The organism is Halopiger aswanensis, assembly GCF_003610195.1.
Classification (GTDB): Archaea; Halobacteriota; Halobacteria; order Halobacteriales; family Natrialbaceae; genus Halopiger; species Halopiger aswanensis.
The window spans coordinates 1,280,326-1,297,046 of record NZ_RAPO01000002.1 but is presented as its reverse complement, the minus strand read 5'-3'; the positions used below and the strand labels follow the sequence as shown (position 1 = coordinate 1,297,046).

14 protein-coding genes are annotated in these 16,721 nt (G+C 63.5%); 6 read left to right on the top strand and 8 right to left on the bottom strand.

Features of this window, described 5'->3' with window-relative positions; genetic code table 11:
* Positions 1-211: 211 nt before the first annotated feature.
* Complete coding sequence (locus tag ATJ93_RS13260; RefSeq protein WP_120245085.1) at positions 212-1,447, bottom strand: chemotaxis protein CheW; 1,236 nt, start codon at positions 1,445-1,447, stop codon at positions 212-214.
* The gene (locus ATJ93_RS13255; protein WP_120245084.1) at positions 1,444-2,238 is read right to left on the bottom strand and encodes a ParA family protein; all 795 of its coding nucleotides are present in this window, start codon (positions 2,236-2,238) and stop codon (positions 1,444-1,446) included. The genes ATJ93_RS13260 and ATJ93_RS13255 overlap by 4 nt, the downstream gene beginning before the upstream one ends.
* Positions 2,239-2,422: 184 nt before the next feature.
* Between ATJ93_RS13255 and ATJ93_RS13250 the strand changes: the two genes are divergently transcribed.
* The 5 genes from ATJ93_RS13250 (at position 2,423) to ATJ93_RS13230 (ending at position 7,870) form a co-directional block, all read left to right on the top strand.
* Entirely contained in the window at positions 2,423-2,869 is a 447-nt protein-coding gene (locus ATJ93_RS13250; protein ID WP_120245083.1) for a hypothetical protein, read from the top strand.
* Entirely contained in the window at positions 2,869-3,957 is a 1,089-nt protein-coding gene (cheB, locus tag ATJ93_RS13245) for a chemotaxis-specific protein-glutamate methyltransferase CheB (RefSeq protein ID WP_120245082.1), read from the top strand. The genes ATJ93_RS13250 and cheB overlap by 1 nt, the downstream gene beginning before the upstream one ends.
* Complete coding sequence (gene cheA, locus ATJ93_RS13240; RefSeq protein WP_120245081.1) at positions 3,945-5,969, top strand: chemotaxis protein CheA; 2,025 nt, start codon at positions 3,945-3,947, stop codon at positions 5,967-5,969. Before cheB ends, cheA begins: the two co-directional genes overlap by 13 nt.
* A 323-nt stretch (positions 5,970-6,292) precedes the next feature.
* The gene (gene cheY / locus ATJ93_RS13235; RefSeq protein ID WP_013881015.1) at positions 6,293-6,649 is read left to right on the top strand and encodes a chemotaxis protein CheY; all 357 of its coding nucleotides are present in this window, start codon (positions 6,293-6,295) and stop codon (positions 6,647-6,649) included.
* Between the two features lie 6 nt (positions 6,650-6,655).
* On the top strand, positions 6,656-7,870 hold the full coding sequence (locus tag ATJ93_RS13230; protein WP_120245080.1) for a chemotaxis protein CheC: 1,215 nt from the start codon (positions 6,656-6,658) through the stop codon (positions 7,868-7,870).
* 92 nt (positions 7,871-7,962) lie between these two features.
* Here the strand turns inward: ATJ93_RS13230 and ATJ93_RS13225 are convergent, their stop codons facing one another.
* The 4 genes from ATJ93_RS13225 to ATJ93_RS13210 all read right to left on the bottom strand — a co-directional run bounded on the left by ATJ93_RS13225 (position 7,963) and on the right by ATJ93_RS13210 (position 13,752).
* Complete coding sequence (locus ATJ93_RS13225; protein ID WP_120245079.1) at positions 7,963-8,871, bottom strand: CheF family chemotaxis protein; 909 nt, start codon at positions 8,869-8,871, stop codon at positions 7,963-7,965.
* Between the two features lie 84 nt (positions 8,872-8,955).
* Positions 8,956-10,629 carry a type II/IV secretion system ATPase subunit gene (locus ATJ93_RS13220; RefSeq protein WP_120245078.1) on the bottom strand — a complete coding sequence of 558 codons (1,674 nt, stop codon included), beginning with the start codon at positions 10,627-10,629 and terminating at the stop codon, positions 8,956-8,958.
* Between the two features lie 15 nt (positions 10,630-10,644).
* Positions 10,645-11,403 carry an ATPase domain-containing protein gene (locus ATJ93_RS13215; RefSeq protein ID WP_120245077.1) on the bottom strand — a complete coding sequence of 253 codons (759 nt, stop codon included), beginning with the start codon at positions 11,401-11,403 and terminating at the stop codon, positions 10,645-10,647.
* Positions 11,404-11,409: 6 nt separating this feature from the next.
* Complete coding sequence (locus ATJ93_RS13210) at positions 11,410-13,752, bottom strand: FlaD/FlaE family flagellar protein (protein ID WP_120245076.1); 2,343 nt, start codon at positions 13,750-13,752, stop codon at positions 11,410-11,412.
* A 241-nt stretch (positions 13,753-13,993) separates the two neighbouring features.
* Here ATJ93_RS13210 and ATJ93_RS13205 point away from each other — a divergent pair, with 241 nt between their 5' ends.
* On the top strand, positions 13,994-14,701 hold the full coding sequence (locus tag ATJ93_RS13205; RefSeq protein WP_120245075.1) for a DUF7500 family protein: 708 nt from the start codon (positions 13,994-13,996) through the stop codon (positions 14,699-14,701).
* 37 nt (positions 14,702-14,738) lie between these two features.
* On the opposite strand, the gene ATJ93_RS23695 is transcribed toward ATJ93_RS13205, so the two are convergent.
* Together ATJ93_RS23695 and flaJ are read right to left on the bottom strand one after the other, a co-directional pair.
* The gene (locus ATJ93_RS23695) at positions 14,739-14,879 is read right to left on the bottom strand and encodes a hypothetical protein (RefSeq protein WP_170155570.1); all 141 of its coding nucleotides are present in this window, start codon (positions 14,877-14,879) and stop codon (positions 14,739-14,741) included.
* A gap of 58 nt (positions 14,880-14,937) precedes the next feature.
* Complete coding sequence (flaJ, locus tag ATJ93_RS13200; protein ID WP_120245074.1) at positions 14,938-16,659, bottom strand: archaellar assembly protein FlaJ; 1,722 nt, start codon at positions 16,657-16,659, stop codon at positions 14,938-14,940.
* Positions 16,660-16,721: the final 62 nt, after the last annotated feature.

Below are 16,721 nucleotides of genomic sequence, written 5' to 3'. Positions count from 1 at the left end.
GCTGGCGGAACGACCGTCGTCTGACTGCCCACAATTACCGCTGGATTCCCTCTATTGGCGGATTCTCCCAACGCGGCCGGCGACCGCCGCGTCGCTTCTCGAGGGAACTACACTACGGCGACGCGGTGCGCGGTCGAATCGAGTTCCGCTGCTACTGGACGAGCCAACAGCTCGAGAGAAATGGTATCGGAATTATGAAATAAACGACCGATCAGTTCCGAACGTAATCGCTCGGCGTGTACTCCGTCTCCGTGGTCTCGATCAGACCGTCGATATCGAGCCACGCGACCAGCGCCGTTTCGTCGTCGACGTGCTTCTTGATGATCCCCTCGACGAACTCGTGTTGGGTGTCCGTCCCGTCCATCACGGTCCCCGTCTCGTCGATCTGGGATTCGCGGTAGGTGACCGCCTGCGAGACGTCGGTCACGCGGATCCCGAGTTTCTGCTTGTCGCCCTCGCGCTCGAGGACGACGATGTAGTGGTCGTCGGTGGGCTCGCTGCGTTCGACGTCGAGCATGACGGTCGGGTCGAGAACGCCCGTGATCTCGCCGCGGAGGTCGGTGACGCCGTCGATCGCCTCCGGCCCGCGGGGGAACCGGGTGATGTCTTTCATCTCGACGATCGCGCTGACCCGTCCGATCTCGATCGCGTACCGGTTATCGTTGAGGTAGAACTCGAGCATCTGGACGGTGTCTTCCTCGTTGTGGGTCGACGCGATCAGCGAGTCGCCCCGATCGAACACCTCCTCGCGGCCGGCCGCCTCGCCGTACGTGTCGGCGTCCATGACGGCCGTCGAGTCGACGGTCGCTTCGCCGACGCGCTCGTCGACGGTGACCGTATCGGACATGCCGGCGATCGCACCCTGCAGCGACGCTTCACTCACGCCGTCGGTCGTCTCGGTGCCGGTCCCTGTTCCGGTACCGATCCCTGTCGTCGCTGCGTTCCCGTTCGCGATCGCGGCGCCGCCGGCGTCGGCTACCGGTTCGGTCCGCTCCGTGGCGGCCTGCTCGAGCGGCTCCTCGGTCCCCGTCGTTTCGGTTTCGTCGTAGGAGAGCGTCTCGCCGGCAGCGTCAGCGTCGGCCGCCGTTTCCGCCGTCAACTGCTCCGACTGCTCCGTATCGCCTCGATCCTGTCCCTGTTCTTGCTCTTGCTCCTGTTCCCGTTCCCGTTCGTCCGTCGCCTCCCGCTCATCCCCGTCGTCCGTCCCCGCGGACGACTCGTCGGCCTCGAGAACGTCGTCGGCTTCCGGTTCGGCGTTCGATTCCGCGTCGTTCGAACCGGAGTCGTCAGCCCCTGCGTCAGTTTCCGTTGCAGTCTCGGCGTCGACGTCGGTCCCGTTTTCACTCTCGACGTCGGCCTCCGCCTCCGCGTCGCTATCGTCATCATCCGACCCCCCTTTCGATCGATTGCGGATATCTCGGATCCGCCGTGCTCTGTCGTCGGTCATGCTGACACCTCCTGGCGAGCGGCCCGCTCGTCGAGCGTCTCGGCCATCGACCGGAACACCGCCTCCATGTCGACGTCTTCCTCGACCTCGAAGATCGACGTTCCAGACTCGAAGGCCCGCTGGAGCGCCACGCGTTTGCGCACTTCGAACAGCGGAACGTCCGGCAGCGCCTCGTCGAACCACTCGAGCATCTCGTCGGCCTGATTGGTGTACTCGACGCGGTTCGCGACCAGCGCACGCGGCTCGATCTCGACGTCGTAATCCATCTCGAGGGAGCCGACGTAGTCGAACAGCAACTCGAGCGAGCGCTTGCTCGTCGATTCGGCCAGCGCCGGAATCACGAGGTTTTCTGTCGCACAGAGGGCGTTGTCGGTAATCAGTCCGAGCTGTGGCGGGCAGTCGACGACGACGACGTCGTAGCCGCCCTCGCGCTCGAGGGCGGTCAGCAACGCGTCGAGCCGATCTTCGGCGTCCGGCTGCTCGGCCAGCGTCGACTGGGCCGCGTTCATGTCGACGTTGCTCGCGAGCACGTCCATCTCGGCGTGCTCGTAGACGATCTCCTCGAGCGGGACGCCGGACGGGTCCACGAGCGCGTCGAGCAGCGTCGGCGGCTCGGCGTCGTAGGCGTCGAGCTGTCCGAGGCCCTCGGTCGCGTTGCCCTGCGGATCGAGATCGACGAAGAGCACGTCCCGTCCGCGTTCGTTCAACGCACCGGCGAGGTTGATCGCAACGGTCGTCTTTCCGACGCCTCCTTTCTGATTTGTCACACACAGCCGAGCGGATCCCGCCATTCGCTTGGGTCGTTTCAACGCTGCCTACATAATTCACACGGCCAACCTGTCGAACCTGTCACTGTTCGGAAACTGTCCGCGAACGGATTCCAAACGGCGTTCGTCGATTCCGAGCCGCGAATCCGACCGGGAAATAACTCGATCGGCCGAATTCTTTATGCGGCGAACATCACAACCCAGTTCCATGGCAGTGAACGTATCGACCGTCGACAATACCACACGCGCGTGTGTGGACGCTCGAGCGGACGGTCCCGACGGCGGCCGTCCCGGCAGTTCGGCTGCCGTCGGACTCGAGGTCGGGTCCGAATCCGGACCCGAGCTCGGTGTCGAAGTCGGTGTCCCCGACTTCGCCGCCGGTCGTCCGGCCGCGCTCGAGTGCGATCGCGCCGTCGACGGCGTCGATCCAGCTGCCAGGATCGGCAACCGCTCCCGACGACCAGCTATGATAACCGCTCTCTCCACCAGCAACTCACGGCAGGATCGACCACTACCCGCGACCGGCGTCGTCGACACCGGCGACACCGATACCCACGACACCGACGACCTCGCGCTCCACAGCGAGGCGACGCCGGCGTCGTCCGCGACCGGGCCGATCACACTCCGCCGACCGAGCCACAGTTTCGCCCGCTGATGGTCCGAGCCGTTATCGCCGACGATTCTGCGGTCATGCGCGAAACCCTCGGGAAGATCCTCGAGGACGGCGGCATCGAGGTCGTCGGCCGCGCCAAGAACGGCACCGAGGCGGTCGCGATGATCGGCCGCCTCGAGCCCGACGTGGCGACGATCGACATTCAGATGCCCGGGCTGACGGGCCACGAGGTGATCGAGCGGGTGATGGCCGAGAACCCGACGCCGATGCTGGTCATCAGTTCGCAGACGACCAAAAACGCCGACGCGACGTTCGACGCGCTCGAGGCCGGTGCGGTCGACTTCATCGCGAAGCCGTCGGGCGATAACTCGGTCGATATCTGGTCGAAACAGGACGAGATCGTCGAACAGGTCGAAGCGGTTGCGAGCGCGGACGTCTCGAAATCGACGGCGTCGAACCGCGATACGGGGGCTGACTCCGGCAGCGGTGCCGGCGCCGGCGCCGGCGCCGCCGGGTCGACGATCGACGTCGCTGCGGAGTTTCCGAACGACCCGACGCTGGTCATCGGCGCATCGACCGGCGGCCCGCGCGTCGTCGAGCGGGTCCTCTCCGAACTTCCCGAGCGAGCAGGGTTACGAATTCTGGTAGTCCAACACATGGCAGATCACTACACGGAGCGTTTTGCGAAACGCCTCAACGACCGAACAGCGTACGACATTCGAGAAGCGACCGGGAGCGATACGATCGGTCCCGGCGAGGCCGTACTGGCGAAGGGCGGCAAGCACATGGCCGTCACCGGCTGGCGCAACGGCCGGCTGACCGTCGAACACGACGACGGCCCCGAGCGCCACAACGTCAAACCGGCCATCGACGTCACCATGGAGACCGCGGCCGAGACGGTCCCCGGAAACCTCGCGGGCGTCATCATGACCGGCATGGGCGCGGACGGCGCCGAGGGACTGGCCGCGATCAAGGCGGCCGGCGGCAAGGCGATCGTTCAGGACGAGGCGACCTCCCGCGTCTACGGGATGCCGAAGGTCGCCGCTGATCGGGTCGACGTCGACATGGTACTGCCGAAGGATCGGCTCGCCGAGGGCGTCGTCAACGCCTTCCGGGGGTGGTCCGCGTGAGCGACGCGACCAGCACCTTCGTCCAGGAGAGCCAGGAGGACATCCGGAAGTTGAACAACGCCCTGCTGGACTTGGAGGACGACCCCGAAAGCTCCGACGCCATCGAGACGGTGTTCCGGGTCGCGCACAACCTCAAGGGCAACTTCGGCGTGATGGGCTACACGAAAGCGAGCAACATGGCCCACGCGATCGAGGACCTGCTCGACTGTATCCGGGACGGCGAACTCGAGGTCACGCCCGAGCGGATGGACCTCATCTTCGAGGGCGTCGACCACCTCGAGGCGATGGTCAACGAGATTTCGGACGACGGGGAGACCCACACGAACCCGGAGGCGACGATCGAGGAGATTCGCGCGTCGCTCGAGGCGGGAGAGACCGAAAGCGAGGACGCCGCCGACGCTGCCGCCGACGAAAGCGCGAGCGACGACGGCGACGCGGGTTCGAATCCCGACGACGCACACGACGTGCCACTCGAGGAGCTAACCGAAGCCGTCGATCTCGCGGACGACGAGGAACTCTTCCGGGCCTCGATCAGCATCGACAACGACGATTCGCCTCACGTCGACGCGATGTTCGTCCTCGACGCGACCGAAGACGAGTACGACGTCGCCCGAATCGTCCCCGACGACGACGTGCTCGAGTCCGAGGAGTTCGGCGGCGTGTTCGACGCGTACCTGCGCACGGGCGATGCAGTCGGGAGCGAGGACGTCGCCGGCTTCTACGACGAGAACCGGTACGTCGACGCCGTCGCCGTCGAGGGACTTAGCGGCGACCTCGCCGCGGCGGAGGCGGACGCCGATTCCGACGCGGACGACGACGCGAGCGAGGACGACGACAGCGGTCGCGGCTCCGGCGCCTCCCACGGCACCCAGGAAGTCGAATCCATCCGCGTCGACGTCGAGCAGATCGACCAACTCTACAACCAGGTCGAGGAGATGGTCACCAGCCGGATCAAGCTCCGGAAGATCATCGAGGAACACGACCTCGTCGAGGCCGAGGACGAACTCGAGGAACACGGCAAGATCACCTCGAGCCTGCAGGATACGGTGCTGGAGATCCGCCTCGTCCCCTTGAAGAAGATCGTCGGGAACTTCCCGCGGGTCGTCCGCGACATCTCCCGCGATCAGGGCAAGGAGATCGACTTCGAGATGGAGGGCGTCGACATCGAGATGGATCGCTCCATCCTCAACGAACTGAGCGACCCGCTGATGCACCTCATCCGGAACGCGGTCGACCACGGGATCGAATCCCCGGAGGAGCGCGAGAAGAAGGGCAAACCCCGCGAAGGGTCGATCAAACTCGTCGGGGAGCGCGAGCGCGACCGCGTCTCGATCACCGTCGAGGACGACGGCGCCGGACTCGACGTCGATCGGATCCGCGAGAAGGCGGTCGAGAAGGGGATCAAGACCGAGGAGGAAGCGAAGGTGCTCGACGACTCCGAAGTCTACGATCTCATCTTCCACCCCGGCTTCTCGACCACCGAAGAGGTCACCGAGGTCAGCGGCCGCGGCGTCGGGATGGACGTGGTCAATCAGGTCGTCCGCGGCGTCGACGGCTCGATCAACGTCGAGAGCGAACCCGACGAGGGGACGGCCATCACGCTCACGCTGCCGGTCAGCGTCGCCATCGTCCGCGTGCTGTTCGTCACCGTCGGCGACGAGCAGTACGGCGTCCCGATCAAGAACATCGACGAGATCTCCGAGTTCGAGGACGTGACCGTCGAGTCCGTCGAGGGCCGGCCCGCGATCACGCACGACGATCGCGTCTACCCGCTGCTCTCGCTTCGCGACCACCTCGACGTGCCGGCGGCCGAAGCGTCCGAGGACGACATGGTCATCCGGATCAAAGACACCGTCAGGCAAGTCTATCTGCGCTGTTCCGACGTCGTCGGTCAGGAGGAGGTCGTCATCAAACCGTTCGAAGGGCTCCTGAGCGGCGCACCCGGTATCAGCGGCGCCTCCGTCCTCGGCGAGGGGGAAGTCGTGATGATTCTGGACGTCGAAACGCTGTAATCGCCGAACTGTTTTCGTCATCGCCGTCGCCGTTCGCTTCCGGTCTTCTCGAGGCGCACCCGATCGCCGCCGATCACTGCGATTACCGGCTGCCGTTCCGTACTCGGTCGCAGTCGATCAGCCGATGCGACGGCCAATAAATATATAGTCCTTCGTACGCGCGCATGTGCAAGGTGAACCGGTTTACTGCCGTCCGCTCGAGATGATTCGTCGTTTCAGTGACACACGATTCCCTACTCCACTATTTTCTCGGCCCTATACCCAGTAACGAAGTAGTTCATTCGGGCAGTATCGTTAAGTCATCTTGGTGTATTGGACCGTTCATGGACGTGCTGATTACAGACGATTCTGGGTTCATGCGGGATCTCCTCCGTGAAATCCTCGAAGAAGACCACAACATCGTCGGGGAAGCCGAAAACGGCGTCGAAGCCGTCGAACTCTACCAGGAAGAATCGCCGGACATCGTCTTTATGGACATCGTCATGCCGATCAAGGACGGAATCGAGGCGACCGACGAGATCACGGACATGGATCCGGACGCGAAGGTCGTCATGTGCACCAGCGTCGAGCAGGCCGAGCAGATGAAAGACTCGATCAAGGCCGGCGCCGAGGGCTACATCACGAAACCCTTCCAGAAGGAGAGCGTGCTCGAGGAACTCAACAGCATCGTCGCTGGGTAAGTCGCCATGGAAATCGACATTCGAGAACTCGAGACCTTTCAGGAGCTCGCCCACGACGGCGCACAGTCGGCTGCCGAATCGCTGGCACAGTTGACGGGAATCAGCACGAACGTACAGGTGACCAACGTCTCGCTGATGTCCGCGTCGGACCTGCAGTACGAATTCATCGGCACGGAATTCGCCGGCGTCAACATCGATCTAAGCGGCGAAATTTCGGGCGAGGTCGTCCTCGCGTTCGACGAACGGGGCCGACGCGCGATCACCGACGAACTCGTTCCCGCCGACGACCCCGAGAAGAAAAAGAGCAGCATCAAAGAAGTCGGCAACATCATGTCCAGCGGCTTCGTCGACGGCTGGGCGAACTACTTGAACGCCAAGATCAAGAACTCGCCGCCGGACTACATCGAGGGCACCGGCGTCGACGTCTTGCCCAAATCTGCGACGGAGGAGGACACCCACCTGCTCGTGTTCCGCAGCCGCGTCGAAGCCTCGCAGGGCTCGGTCAACGAACCCGTCGACTTCCGCATTCTGCTGGTTCCCGATTCCACCTCGCTCGAGCGTGCGCTCACGCCCCGGGCCGAGGACGGGATCTCCTTCGAGAAACTCGAGGTCTTCACCGACATGACCAAGGAGGGTGCCGAGAAGGCCGCGACGAACATCACCTCGATGACCGGCATCGACACGAACGTCAACGTCAGCCGGCTGACGCTCGTGCCGATCGAGGACATTCCGCGCGAGGTCGGCAACAAGCGCTACGTCGGCAACGTCATGGAGTTCGAGGGCAAACTCGGCGGCTACCTCGTGATCCTGTTCGACCAGCCCTCCGGACGGGCGGTCGTCGACTCGCTGGTCCCGATGGAGACCGACGAACAGTGGGGCAGCATGGAACAGGAGGCGCTGAAGGAACTGGGCAACATCATGACCAGCGGCTTCATCGACGGCTGGGCGAACGTCTTAGACGCCGAGATCAAGCACCAGCCCCCGGAGTTCGTCGCCGACACCGGTTCGTCGATCATGAGCCCGATCACCTCGAAAATCGCCGAAACCGACGATCACGCGTTCATGCTCGACTCGAGCATCCAGACCGACAGCGACCAGGTGTTTACCTGCCAGATGCTCGCCCTGCCGCGACGGGACGAACTCGAGCAGGCGCTCGCCGACTTACTCGTCGAGAACTCCCAGAACACGCGCATCGATCCGGACGAACTGTTCGACCGGTAAGCTCGCCGGACTTTTCCTCCGTCGGATCGCTCGCGGCTTCGCCGTTCGCTTTGTCGTGATTCCCCTCGCTGCGGTCGATCCGAACCGCGCTTCTACCGATCGAGTTGATCGAGCGTCCCGCCCGCGTTGACGTCCTCGATCCGCTCGCTGACGATGATCCGTCCTTTCGTCGTCAGCGACATATCGCCGCCGTTCTCGACGATCAGTCCCTTCCGCTGGACCGAGTTGAGGACGTTCGTCACGTAGGTCGGATCGCCGTCTAACATGTTGGTGAAGTCGATGTCGCCGCCGGTCGCGTGGATCCCGACCAGCACCCGCTTTTCGGGGTTCGAGAGCTCGAGGTCCGCGACCTCCTCGCGAAGTTCGTCGAACTCGAGGCGCAGGAACCGGGCGAGCAGGTTCACGTACTGGCTCTTCGAGGGGGCGATCAGCGACGTCTGGGTCAGTCCGGACTCGCGATCGATGTGTTTGACGACCAGCGTCACGCGGTCGTCGCTCTCGCCGATCTTGTTGGTTCGGTCGATCTCCATGACGGTCTCGACGTCGAAGCTGAAGGTACCGGCCTTCGAGCGGACCGTGATCCGGCGGTCGTCGATGCCGATCCGTCCCGGGACGACCGAGGTGTCCTTGACGCGGCCGCCGACGCGGGCCGGATGGCGAACGGCGGCTTTGCGGCCGTCCAGCAGACAGCGAAACAGCAGCGAGACGAACTCCTCGACCGACTCGCCGCGGCTCTCGATGACCGCGCTGCGGGTCCCCTCGTCGGTCTTGTAGCCGATCGTCACCGTGTCGTCGAAGAACTGCCTGACGTGACTCGGGACGGAGCCGACGTTGACGTCGATGACCCGCGAGAGCGGAATCGTCTTCTTATCGTCCTCGGTCACGAGCACGACTCGCTTTTCGGTCGTGATAATCCGTCCGTTAAACGGCGTCCCATCCCCCGAACCGCCGCGATTGAAAAAGAACCGCCCCGTGAAATCGGCGACGACGTCCTCAGTCATACGCTCTCATCTCTCGTGAATTGTCTTAGCATTTAGGTATCGCCGTCGGTGCTGGTAGTCGGTTCGTCAGTCGCGGTCGCACCGTTAGTCCGGCCGCGTGATGTGGAACGGCAGCCCTTCGACGCCGTCGCGCTGGAACGACTCGATCGCCGAGTTCACCTCGTGGTACTCGAGGATGTTCTCCTGGATCATCCGCTCGATGATGTCGGCGCGGAATCGCAGGTCGTCGTAGATGTCCCGCGTCTCCGCGTAGCCGAGCAGCGTCGCGATCTGGTCCTCGAGCACGTAGGAGTTGTTCATCCCCTGGAAGACGATCTCGTCCTCGACGGGGTCCCAGTAGAACACCTGGCGGGTGACGACCCCGTCCATCTGCTCGGAGTAGCCCTCGATCTCCTGGACCGACGTGACGCGACGCAGGACGTCGTCGCCCTGCTTGACGCGGTTCTGGAACAGCGCCACGTCGGCGTTGTCCATGAACGTCTCGGGGACGTTGATCGGGTCCCCGGTAAAGCGCTGGATCATCGAGACGATGTCGCTCGCGTGGAAGGTCAGCATGACCGGGTGGCCGGTCTGGGCCGCCTGGAACGCCATGCGACCCTCCTCACCACGAACCTCACCCACGACGATGTATTCGGGGCGGGAACGCAGCGCGGCCTCGACCAGTTTGAACATGTCGACGTCGACGCTGTCCTCGCTCTGGCTCTCTCGAGTGAGGAGTTGTTGCCACGTATCGTGGGGCGGCAGCACCTCGGCGGTGTCCTCCGCGGTGTAGATCTTCGAGTCCCGCGGGATGAAGGACATGATGGAGTTCAGCGTCGTCGTCTTCCCCGACGCCGTCTCCCCGACGACGAACACGGTCTGCTCGTTCTCGAGACAGAGCCAGAGGTACGCGGCCAGTTCGGGCGAGAGCGTCCCCCAGTTCGTAATCTGAGTCACTGAAAGCGGGACCTCGTCGCCCTGACGGATCGTGAGGCTGGGCCCTTTCACGCTCACGTCGTCGCTGTAGATCACGTTCAGACGCGAGCCGTCGGGCAGCGTCGAGTCGACGATCGGCTCCGCGTCGGTCATCGGGTTGCCGATCCGCTCGCCCATGTTCGAGAGCCAGCGGTCGAACGCCTCTCGCGTCCCGAAGTCGACCGACGTCTCGACCATCCCGAACACGCCGTGATCGACGTAACACTCGTTGGGGCCGATCACGTGAATGTCCTCGTTCTCCGGGTCGCGCATGATCGGCTCGAGCGGCCCCAATCCGACGATATCCCGATTCAGGCGGTAGCGGATGTTCTCGTAGGTCTCCTGGGGCACCTCCTCGATGCCGGGGTGGAACCGAACCTTCAGCTCCTCGAGGAGGTTGTCCGTCTCCTCGCCCTTGATGTGGGTCGTCTCCTGGAGCAACTCTTCGATCCGGTCGTCGTACTCGGCGTCCTTCTCCGGGGCCTTCTTCGTCGCGCTGCGGCGCAGCAGGGAGTCTTTGACGCTCTCGAAGACCTCCTGTTCTTCTTCCGAGAGCGTCGGCTCGACGGCGAAGTACTGCATCTTCGTCCCGACGTCGCCGTAGACGTGACTGTAAATCGGCCCGCCGACCGGGTAGAGAACGTTCGGGTGCGCGACCTCGTGTTCGGCCGTCGGCTCGTCGATCAACATCGGGAACTCGCCGGTAATCTGTCGGAACTTCTTCAGATGCTCGCGGAGGTGCGGCCGACGCGCGGCTATTTCCTGAAGCTCGTCCGACGGCTTCGGCGTCCCCATTTCCGTCATGCGGCGACCACCGTCTTAGGCGACGCTCCGGTTCTCGATGACGATTCCGGTTCCGGACCGAACCGAGTAGCCAACCCGGTCGCCGACCTGTTCGCCCATCCCCGCAAACCGCTTGATGAACAGCTGGCGGCGGATGTCGTTCCCGACTTCGATCATCTCGAGTTCGATGAACACGTCGGCGATCGATCGGAACGGCCCGATCGCCTCCTCGCCGACCGTCGAGGGGTCGACCGTCAGCACGACGACTTTCCCCTGGGAGATGATATCGCGGAGGAACGAGATGATCTCGAGGGCGGCCTGGCGCTCCTCGTTTTGCCGGACCAGCGCCTCGAACTTCGGATCGTTACGGAGGATCGCGTCGAAGGTGTCGATGATGACGATATCGGCGGACCACAGCGTCTCCTCTTCCATCAGATCCGTCAGGAGATCCTGCCGGTTGTCCTCGTCGGTGTTCGAGGAGAGGACGCCCCCGCTGTCGAGATCGCCGTGGAGGAACAGCATGTTCTCGAACAGGAGGTGTTCCTCGACGTTGTAGTTCAGCGAGTCCATCTGGTCGATAAAGCCCTTCACCTCGAGTTCCGTCGAGAGGAACGTGACCGACTTGCCCGTCTCGCATAAGCCGTAGGCGAACCGCTGGGAGATCGCACTTTTGCCGGCCCCGTAGTCGCCTTCCATGAGAACGATACTGCCGGTCGGAATGCCGCCACCGAGTTCCTTGTTGAGTCGGTCGCGGTCGTCCAACCCGATAGAGAAGATATTGTTAAGCTTACTCATAGTGCATCAGCTCCGATCCGTCTCGTCGTCGTGGACGAGGAGCAACTGGACGGGCTCGATCGTCAGGTTCCCGTCCTCGTCCGGGATGAACAGCGGTTTGAGCGAGTCGTCACCGTTTTCATCCGCCGTCTCGGCACCCGACGCTCGAGCGTAGCCGCCCGTGTTGTAGAGGTCGGCCCCGGCCTCCGAGAGCACGACGTCCGAGTCGACCCAGATCATCTGACCGTTGTCGGCGTTAAATTCGTCGTCAGCGACGCGGCTGTGGTTCTCGCGGAGGACGGTCGCGTTCGTGCCGTCCGTCCAGACAGCGTCGGTCTCGGTTCCGGCGTCCGGTGCGGCCTCTCGAGTTCGACTCGTCTCGGCGCTCGAGGCTGCGTTCGCGTCGTCCTCCGATCCCGACTCGTCGATGAGAATCTTCTGGGCGCCGTTGGTGTCGGCCTCCGCCTCGTCGTCGTGATCGATGTCGACGTGCTCGAACGTCGTCCCACCGGACTCGTCGTCGGCAACCTGCTCGGCCTGCTCGGGTTCGTTCGCGTACGCGTCTGCGGTCGCGGTCGTGTCCGCGTCGTCGGAACTCGCGTCGGCACCGTCGGTCGCCGGCTCGTCGACGTCGTCGACGGCGGTGTAGACGAGTTCTTCGCCCGAGTCGCCGTCTGCATCGGCTTCGTCGTCAGTCCCTGCGTTCCCGGTGTTGACGCCAGTATCAAGCTCGTCGGCATCACCGGCGTCCGCATCGGCTTCGTCATCAGCGTCGTCGGCCGAATCGATCTCGAGGTCGTCGGCCGCATCCTCGGCGCCTTCGATGTCGATCGAGAGTTCGTCCTCGTCCGTGTCCGCCTCGGTGCCCGCAAAGTCGCCCTCGGCACCGTCTAGCCCCTCCTGGGCTAGCCACTCCTCGAACCGTTTCCGTTCTTTCTCCGGCGTTTTGATCTGACTGATCCGCCAGAGACTGCGCTTGTGGTTGACGCCCAGTGCCGACCGCGGCTCCGGCTCCTCGACGTCCGGCCCGCCGCCGAATCCGTTCAGCGTCGTCTGGAGGTGGGCTTCGACCGGCGAACTCACCCATCGAATCGACTCGTAGAACTTGATGGTTCGAGCGGCGCCGTTGAGCCCCGCTTCGCTGACGAGGTAGTCCAGCCAGTCCATCACGACGAACTGGGTATCGTACTCCGAGGGGATCGACTCGAGGTACGGTCGGCCGCCGTCGTCCCAGGCGATGTCGCCGGTGGGCTCGGTGTTCGTCGACTCGTTCTCGAGGTCGTCGATCGTCGCGGCGGGCTCGGTCTCGGCGGTAGCGGCACCTGTCTCGGCGGCGTCCTCGGCGAACAGCTCGTCCTCGCCCTCGTCAGCCCCGTCGTCGAATCCGAGGTCGTCGCCCTCCGCGTCGTCTGCCTCCGCGAACGGGTCCTCGGCGTCGTCGGTATCGTCAGCACCGGCCTCGCTCGCGTCGTCTCCGTCCCAGTCGGCGTCGCCGGACTCGTACTCGGATTTCAGTTCGTCGAACGAGAGGTCCCCGTCGGCCGAGTCGGAGCCGGCACTCGCGTCGTCTCCGTCCTCGAGTTCGAAGTCATCCTCACCGTCGTCGTCCATCTCGTCGAACTCGTCGTCCATCCCGACGTCGTCGAACTCGAGGTCGTCCTCGTCGTCCATCTCGTCCATTCCGTCGTCGAGGAAGTCCTCGGCTTCGGCGTTGGCGATATCGTCGTCGATCTCCTCGTCTTCCTCGTCCTCGACGTCGCTGTCGAACAGGCTCTCGTCGCCGAAGTTGCCCGTTCCCTGGGCGCTGCCGCCGCCGCTGCCGTGCTCGAATGAGTCGCTCAGGGAGTCACCCTCGACGAACGGGTTCACCCCCTGAGTCACCATCTCGTAGACTTCCAGCAGCTTGCGGATGTCCTCCTCGATCTCCTCGAGGGAGTCGCTGATCTTCTCGTTCTCGCTCTGGACGGTGTTGACCGTCGAGGAAAGCGAGCCGACGTTGTTTTCGATCTCCTCGACGCGGGACTCGAGCTCGCTGGAGGGTCCGTCGTCACCCCCGCCGTCGTCCATGCCGTCGAGCGACATCTCGCCGTCCATATCCATGCCGCCCATCCCGCCGTCGTCGCTGAGCAGGTCGTCATCGCCGCCCATGTCGTCCATCCCGCCCATGCCGCCGTTGCTGCCGTCGGCGAGGATATCGTCGTCGCCACTGGCGTTCGAGTTGTTCGTGCCGGGCATCAGCCCCTCGTCGCTCGTACTGCCCGAGAGGTCACCGCCCATGAGGTCGTTCCCACCGCCGGAACCGCCGTCGTTCCCGTCGGTGTTTTGCTCGTCGCCGTCGCCGAGTAAATTCCCGATTATGGACAATAGCATCGTGTACTCACCACCGTCCCCGCCGTTCGTTTGCTCGCAGCCCCTCGAGGCTGGTGACCGCTCCAGACCAGATATGTTCGTCTCGATACGGGCTGCGACGAGTAGTCATCGATGAAAGCTATACGAACCAACCTATTAAGTAATTATGGCTATTTGGACTTTCGTTCACAGCAGAGACTACTGGAAGTCATCAAAAGATTTCTTTCTATTCGCTGTGAAACTCGTCTAGAGTTGGCAGCTAATGACAACAGGTAACGAGGGAGGGGATCCCAAAGAGAAGGCCGACGTTCCGCCCGTACTCCCGAGTGAACAACAATCGTCGGGGGATGCAAGGGGCGCCCTCTCGCCCGATGACCTCGATTTCACGGAGAGTCCGTACGTAGACGAGATCGACGACGGGCGATACGTAGTCTCGGCGGATCGGTCGCCGCCGAACGTCCCGGACGAGCAGAAGGCCTCGTCACAGTCGCTTCCCCAAACCAAAGGCCAGTCGCAGTCTCAGGCCCCCGCGTCCCGGTCGAACGCCGGTAGGGAGACAGCCCCCGCAACGGATGCAGACCCGAACGAATCCGCACCCGCAGCGGCCGATCCCCACAGCGGCGCTGCCGGGACCGGGATCCAGAGTCCCGAAGCCGCCCGAACGCTCCTCGCGAACGAACTCGAGCGCGTCGACACGCGCTTTGCGATCGATATCGTCTCGCGGTTCGGCGAGGATACCGTCAGACACCGAATGACCTCCGACGACGTCGTCGGAACGTTCAACAGCCTCGTCTTCTGGTACGCGCGCCACGTCTCGCGGAACACGCCGACGAACCGCGCCGCCTCCCTGCTGCTCGCGAAATCCGATTTCACGCCGGAACTCACGGAAACCCAGGTTCGAACCGCGATGGCCAACCACGGACTCGACGAGTCGAGCAGCCTCGCGGAGCTTCTCGAAGCGCTCGAGTAGACGGTCGCGGCCGGTTCGTTTTCTTCTCGCGGCGGTATCAGCCGGTGCCGTTCAGAAAGACCACGGCCCCCATAAACAGCGCGAGCAGGAGCGTAAACCCGAACAGTAACAGACCGCTCTGGATCGATTCGATGCCGCGGTCGCGGCACACGTGTGGTCGCTCGAGCCTCGGCTTCATCTCGTCGTTCGTTCCGCCGGCCACCTGATTGTTCTTGCGGCCGGGCGTTCGGTCGCGGTCACAGGTCGACGGTGATGATCGCGTCGATCAACCGCTCCGTGATCGCGCCGGTAACCGCTCCCATCCAGAGCAGCGCCGTGAAGTGGACGTAGGAGTTCCCGAAGTGGCCGCCGTCCGCCACCCGGAGCAACAGTGACGAAATGAACGCGTTGAAAATCAGCACGAGGATGATGAGATAGCGCAGGACGTAGATGTTGTACTGATCCGTGTGGATCAACGACCCTGCCATGAGCTGGCCCTGCGTATCGATGTTGAAACTCGAGAGCATCGCTGCCAGTTCCAACCCGATGAAGAACGCGAACGAAGCCGCTGCCGTAATCCCGTAGATGACGCCGACGAGTGTCGTCGTCTGCTGTTTTCGCTCCTCGCGCAGGTTGACGATCGCGCTCATGTTCTGGCTGATGATCTCGCCGAGCCGCTTCGGTCCGCCGCCCATCTCGCGACCGATCAGGTACATCTCGCTGAACTTCTGGATCAAAAAGGAGTGTGCGTCGCCGGTGAAATAGCGCCAGGACTTCTCGGTGCTCAGGCGCATGTTCAGCCGGCGGTACAGGTCGTCGACGTTCTCCGTGAGCGGCCCGAAATCCTGATCGCGAAGCGTCGCCAGCACCTCCGAGGTCGTGCTCTGCTTCGCGCTCTCGCTGGTCCCCAGCGCGCGGATGAAGTTCGGAAACTCCCGGTCGCGATCGAACGTCTTTCGCTCCGCGTGCCAGAACGCGATGCCCGGAATCAACAGCGGCGTCGTCGCGATCGGCATGTACAGCAACATCGGCAGCGACTTCACGAACCCCGTGCCGGGGAAGATGCCGAAGAACATGCACAACAATATTCCGATCAGCAGGACGCTCCCCCCGATGCCGACGACCGTCGAGCCGAGCAGCAGTTTCTTGGTCGTCGTCCGGTAGCCGTCCTCGAGGTACCAGATCGGGTCGTCCGGGACGATGGCCTTGATAACGAAAAAAAAGCCGATCTGGACGAACGTGAACATCACGATGACGATGCTGACGGTGATCGTCGGATCGTTCCCGGTCAGCAGCGGGAGAACGATCGCGAACACCAGCGCGAACGTCGTCGAGATGATCAGGGAGAGGTACAGGTCCTTCAGCACGTCGAGGTTGCTGAGCGACTGCCTGTAGACGGTCGAGTACTTCTCGACCAGCACGTCCTGTTCCTGCTCGAGGAACTCGGCCAACTCCTGACCGGCGCTCAGCGTGTAGGCCATCCGCTCTAACAGGTCCGCGACCGATTCGCTGGGAACCGCCTTCGCGCGTCGGCGACACGCGTCGTCGAGGCTCAGGTGCCAGACGTCGACCAGATCGACGATACGTTGCATCTCGTCCGCGAGTTCGCCGTACTCCTCCTCCTGGGCGAGCTGGCGCAGAACCTCCATCCGGTCGATGTTGGTCGTCGACAGCACCGTCATGTGAATCACGAAGAGATGAAACCGATTTTCCATCTCGACGCGGCGTCTGTCGACGGCGAGTCGTGGATAACCGATCGCAGCCAGGACGATCAGGAGCCCGAGCACCGGGAGCAGCAGTCGGGCCAACAGAAACAGATCGGCGACGACCGCCGCGACGATCGTCCCGAGGAAGATCAGCACCGCCGGCAGCAGGATTGCGGGGAGATAGATCTTCGCGGGAAGTTCCATCTCGTCGTACGCCTGAATGATGGACTTCGTAAGGTCGGCTGCTCCCGCGGTGCGGTCGGTAATCCCCATAGAGGTTCCAGATCTCCGTTCTCGTCGGTCGTCGCTGCCTTCGCTGCCGGCTCTTCGACGCG

Bases quoted from the DNA above. Each gene is read 5' to 3' on its own strand.
- ATJ93_RS13215 (WP_120245077.1), bottom strand. From the start codon at position 11,403: ATGAGTAAGCTTAACAATATCTTCTCTATCGGGTTGGACGACCGCGAC.
- ATJ93_RS13255 (WP_120245084.1), bottom strand. From the start codon at position 2,238: ATGGCGGGATCCGCTCGGCTGTGTGTGACAAATCAGAAAGGAGGCGTC.
- ATJ93_RS13210 (WP_120245076.1), bottom strand. From the start codon at position 13,752: ATGCTATTGTCCATAATCGGGAATTTACTCGGCGACGGCGACGAGCAA.
- ATJ93_RS23695 (WP_170155570.1), bottom strand. From the start codon at position 14,879: ATGAAGCCGAGGCTCGAGCGACCACACGTGTGCCGCGACCGCGGCATC.
- ATJ93_RS13205 (WP_120245075.1), top strand. From the start codon at position 13,994: ATGACAACAGGTAACGAGGGAGGGGATCCCAAAGAGAAGGCCGACGTT.
- ATJ93_RS13250 (WP_120245083.1), top strand. From the start codon at position 2,423: ATGGCAGTGAACGTATCGACCGTCGACAATACCACACGCGCGTGTGTG.
- cheY (WP_013881015.1), top strand. From the start codon at position 6,293: ATGGACGTGCTGATTACAGACGATTCTGGGTTCATGCGGGATCTCCTC.
- flaJ (WP_120245074.1), bottom strand. From the start codon at position 16,659: ATGGGGATTACCGACCGCACCGCGGGAGCAGCCGACCTTACGAAGTCC.
- ATJ93_RS13260 (WP_120245085.1), bottom strand. From the start codon at position 1,447: ATGACCGACGACAGAGCACGGCGGATCCGAGATATCCGCAATCGATCG.
- ATJ93_RS13230 (WP_120245080.1), top strand. From the start codon at position 6,656: ATGGAAATCGACATTCGAGAACTCGAGACCTTTCAGGAGCTCGCCCAC.
- ATJ93_RS13225 (WP_120245079.1), bottom strand. From the start codon at position 8,871: ATGACTGAGGACGTCGTCGCCGATTTCACGGGGCGGTTCTTTTTCAAT.
- ATJ93_RS13220 (WP_120245078.1), bottom strand. From the start codon at position 10,629: ATGACGGAAATGGGGACGCCGAAGCCGTCGGACGAGCTTCAGGAAATA.
- cheB (WP_120245082.1), top strand. From the start codon at position 2,869: ATGGTCCGAGCCGTTATCGCCGACGATTCTGCGGTCATGCGCGAAACC.